General features: G+C 60.4%; 4 protein-coding genes and 1 pseudogene. All 5 read left to right on the forward strand.

Features of this window, described 5'->3' with window-relative positions; genetic code table 11:
• Positions 1-215, forward strand: a 215-nt coding sequence (locus HHL15_RS25890; RefSeq protein ID WP_169147169.1) for an ATP-binding protein, incomplete at its 5' end; no start/stop codon positions are given.
• Positions 216-272: 57 nt separating this feature from the next.
• Positions 273-1,856, forward strand: a complete 1,584-nt coding sequence (locus tag HHL15_RS26285; RefSeq protein ID WP_328825096.1) for an N-6 DNA methylase — start codon at positions 273-275, stop codon at positions 1,854-1,856.
• A 59-nt stretch (positions 1,857-1,915) separates the two neighbouring features.
• Complete coding sequence (locus HHL15_RS25905) at positions 1,916-3,055, forward strand: restriction endonuclease subunit S (protein ID WP_206198982.1); 1,140 nt, start codon at positions 1,916-1,918, stop codon at positions 3,053-3,055.
• A complete protein-coding gene (locus tag HHL15_RS25910; protein ID WP_206198983.1) occupies positions 3,048-4,121 on the forward strand; it encodes a type I restriction endonuclease in 1,074 nt (357 codons plus the stop codon). The genes HHL15_RS25905 and HHL15_RS25910 overlap by 8 nt, the downstream gene beginning before the upstream one ends.
• Positions 4,030-4,226 (forward strand): annotated as a pseudogene (locus HHL15_RS26705) (IS3-like element ISAzo10 family transposase); the annotation flags it as partial. The gene HHL15_RS25910 and the pseudogene HHL15_RS26705, both read left to right, overlap by 92 nt.

The raw sequence follows: 4,226 nt of genomic DNA on the forward strand, positions 1-4,226 counted from the left end.
AGCAGGCCGCCACCATCGTCACCAGCAACCTCGACTTCACCGAGTGGGACCAGGCCTTCCCGGGCAACCGGCTGCTCGCTTCGGCCACCGTCGATCGGCTGCGCCACAACGCCTATTGCCTGACCCTTGACGGGGCCTCCTACCGGGCCCCTCGACAGGGTCCAAACAAGGCCAAAACAGCACTTGCCAGCACCCCGAAAAACAACCAACCTTGAACCCCCGAAGACGTTCGTCAGAGCCTATTCAAACTGGCTCCTATATGCCGATCATCGGTGGCTCTATTGTGCCGGTCAGTGACATTCATCAAGGACGGCAACAAGAACCGCCTGCGAGAGCAGGACATCCACAAGATCGTCGATACCTTCACCCGTCAGATCGACACCCCGCGCTACGCCCGCATGGTGCCCTTCGACGAGATTGCCGACCCGAAGAACGACTTCAACCTCAACCTGCCGCGCTACATCGACAGCACTGAGCCGGAAGACCTGCAGGACATCGACGCCCACCTGAACGGCGGCATCCCCGAACGTGACCTGGACGCGCTCTCCGCCTACTGGCAGGTGCTGCCCGGCCTGCGGGCGGCGCTCTTCGAGCCCCTACGCCCCGGCTACGCCCGCCTCAAGCTGCCGCTCGCCGAGGTCAAGCCGGCCATCTTCAGCCACCCCGAATTCACCGCCTTCAACCAGGCCGCCACCCAGCGCTTCACCGACTGGCGCGAGGCCACCACGCCGCGCCTCACCGCCTTCGACCAAGACGCCCACCCCAAGGCCCTGATCGAGACTGTCGCGGAGGACCTGCTCGAGCGCTTCCGCAAGGCACCGCTGCTCGACGCCTACGACATCTACCAGCACCTTATGGACTACTGGGCCGAGACCATGCAGGACGATGCCTATCTGATCGCCGCGGATGGCTGGGTGGCCAAACCGACGCGCATCATCGAGACCGACAAGAAGGGCAAGACCCGGGACAAGGGCTGGACCTGCGACCTGATACCAAAGCCGCTAATCGTTTCTCGGTTCTTTGGAGAAAAACAGGCCGCTCTTGAACATCTGCAGTCCAACCTAGATTCAGTTTCAGCCAGCCTTGAAGAGCTTGTGAATGAACATGGTGGAGAAGAAGGTATCTTGAACGATGTTTCCACCAAGGCCGATGCGCAAGCTGCCTACAGGCAGGCACTTATCGGTTTGTGGAGCATTGATGACAAGCTCGCTTGCGACAAGTACGAGATGCTGGTCATCGAAGCCGATGATAAGGCGACGCTGCTGCGCACGCTTGCAGATCATCATTACATGACCCCACTGAAGAGCGATAAGGGCTCTCTTACCTTGAAGTCGGTGAAGGCTCGTTTGACAGCTACAGATGACCCGAGCGAACAGGCGATTCTGTTCGAATACCTTCAGGCCGATAAGCTGCGAAAAAAAAGCTTCAAGGAGGCTGAAGACCTTCTGATGCCGGTTGCTAGCCGATACCGGACGCGTCTGGAGACTCGACCAGTTCCGGAAGACCTGATCGACCTTGACGTTGCTGCACGTTACCTTGCTCTGCTAGACGAGCAGACGACACTGAAGGCCGCCGTCAACGAAGCTGAAGCAACCCTCGACAACCTAGCCTACGCACAATATCCCAAGCTTTCCGAGGCAGAGATCAAGACGTTGGTGGTGGACGACAAGTGGATGACGCACCTCTCCGCAGTGTCGCAGGGCGAACTGGACCGCGTCTCCCAGACCCTGACCCGCCGTATCCGGGAGCTGGCGGAGCGTTATGCGATGCCGCTGCCGGCGCTCACCGACGAGGTCGCTGCCCTCGCTGCCCGCGTCGAGGAACACCTCAAGCGGATGGGGGCGGTATGGAAGTGAGACCCGGGTACAAGCAGACGGAGGTAGGCGTGATCCCGGAGGACTGGGAAACGGACAGCATGCTCCGCATCTCCCGACAGATTATGGACTACCGCGGGCGAACGCCAAAGAAACTAGGAATGGATTGGGGCGGAGGGGATATCCCGGCGCTCTCGGCTGGGAATGTGAAGATGGGCTATGTAGACTTCGATGCGGAGTGCTACTTCGGCTCTGAAGCCCTCTACAGCCGGTGGATGACGCGTGGAGATATAGCCAAGGACGACATCCTTTTTACAACTGAGGCACCACTCGGCAACGTGGCATTGATTCCCGATGACCGTAAATATATCCTCAGCCAGCGAACGATCCTTCTTCAAATAAACAAAGAGCGTGCATCAAGCAGGTTTATCCTGCAGATGCTGCTGTCGGACGGATTTCAGCGAATTCTTGAGGACTACTCAAGTGGATCGACTGCAAAGGGAATTCAACGGAAGAAGTTCGAGCAACTAAGTATTGCCATTCCTCCTCTCCCTGAACAACGTGCCATCGCCTCCGCCCTGAGCGACGTCGATGCACTGCTGACCAGCCTGGACAGCCTCATCGCTAAGAAGCGCGACCTCAAACAGGCCGCCATGCAGCAACTCCTGACCGGCCAGACCCGCCTGCCGGGTTTTGAAGGCGATTGGGCGGTAAGGCGGCTGGGGGACATCGCACCGCTGCAGCGCGGATTCGATCTCCCAAACCCAAACCTTCGATCCGGCCCATACCCCGTGGTTTATTCGAACGGAGTGCTAAACCATCACGCAAGTTATCAGGTTGAAGGACCGGGGGTGGTCACGGGACGGTCTGGCACAATCGGAAAAGTAACTTATGTTGAAGGTGCCTACTGGCCCCACAACACAGCACTCTGGGTCACAAACTTTAAGAACAACAACCCTCGATTCGTTTTTTACCTTTATTCTCACATCGACTTTGGGCGGTTCGCCACAGGCTCTGGTGTGCCCACACTTAACCGGAACGACGTACATTCTTTTACCGTAGCTATTCCAGCTACCAATGAAGAGCAAACCGCCATCGCCGCCGTCCTCTCCGACATGGACGCCGAACTGACCGTCCTAGAGGCCCGCCGCGAGAAGACCCGTCTTCTCAAGCAAGGTATGATGCAGGAATTGCTGACCGGCAAGACCCGACTGATTACCCCCGAGCCCGCCGATGCCTGAACTCCCCCGCTCAGAACGCAAGACCCAGAACCGCGTCATCGCCCTCTTCACCGACAAGGCACGATCTGATCATCTCGGTTACCGCTATCTGGGCGAGTGGCGCCAGCGCGACAACAACCGCCCCATCGAGACCGAACTCCTGCGGGCGAACCTCGCGGCCCGGGGCTATTCCCCGTCCCATATCGCCGCCGCGCTGCAGAAGCTCGAAACCGCCGCCGACGCGACCGGCATCAGCCTCTACCAGGCCAACCTGCGAACCTATCAGCTGCTGCGCTACGGCGTGCCGGTCCAGATCGCCGCCGGCCAGGCTCACGAGACGGTGCACCTGATCGACTGGACCACCCCCGACGCCAACGACTTCGGATTGGCCGAGGAAGTGACGCTCAAGGGCGGTTACGAGCGCCGGCCGGATCTAGTGCTCTACCTCAACGGTATCGCCATCGCGGTGATCGAACTCAAGCGCAGCTCGGTCGAGGTGGCCGAGGGTGTGCGCCAGCTCATCACCAACCAGGAAGAAATCTTCAACAAGGGCTTCTTCAGCACGGTGCAGCTGGTGCTGGCGGGCAGCGACGCCCAGGGCCTGCGCTACGGCACCACCGGCACGCCGGAGCAATTCTTCGTCGAATGGAAGGGTGAGGCGCCGGCCGAGGTGGCCCCCGAACCAGCCGCCGGTCACCTGCTCGACCGCCCCCTGGCCCAGCTATGCAGCAAGGTCCGCCTGCTCGACCTGATCCGCCACTTCGTCATCTTCGACGCCGGCCAGAAGAAGGTGCCGCGCCAGCATCAGTTCCAGGGCGTCAAGGCGGCGCAGGCGCGCATTGCCAAACAGGAGGGCGGCGTCATCTGGCACACCCAGGGCAGCGGCAAGAGCATCCCCCCGCGTCAGAATAGTTGTCGCCTCTCTATGATGTTGAACCTGGGGGCGACAAGGATGAGAGATGGCTCGGTACGGAGAAGCATTCAGGAACAGAGCGGTGGCGCGGTTGTTGCCGCCGGAGAGCGCCCAAGTGGGCGTGGTATCACAAGAGATTGGGGTTTCGGTGCAGACATTGGAACGATGGCGTGAGGATGCGCAGTCCAGGCCCGCCCGAGGGCGGGCCTGGACTGCGCGCGCTCGACTCGAAGCGGTGATCACTACGGCGGCGATGGACGAGGCCGGCAAGAGCGCCTG

Origin of the sequence: Zoogloea dura (assembly GCF_012927165.1) — a bacterium.
GTDB classification, from domain to species: domain Bacteria; phylum Pseudomonadota; class Gammaproteobacteria; order Burkholderiales; family Rhodocyclaceae; genus Zoogloea; species Zoogloea dura.

Bases quoted from the DNA above. Each gene is read 5' to 3' on its own strand.
- HHL15_RS25910 (WP_206198983.1), top strand. From the start codon at position 3,048: ATGCCTGAACTCCCCCGCTCAGAACGCAAGACCCAGAACCGCGTCATC.
- HHL15_RS25905 (WP_206198982.1), top strand. From the start codon at position 1,916: ATGCTCCGCATCTCCCGACAGATTATGGACTACCGCGGGCGAACGCCA.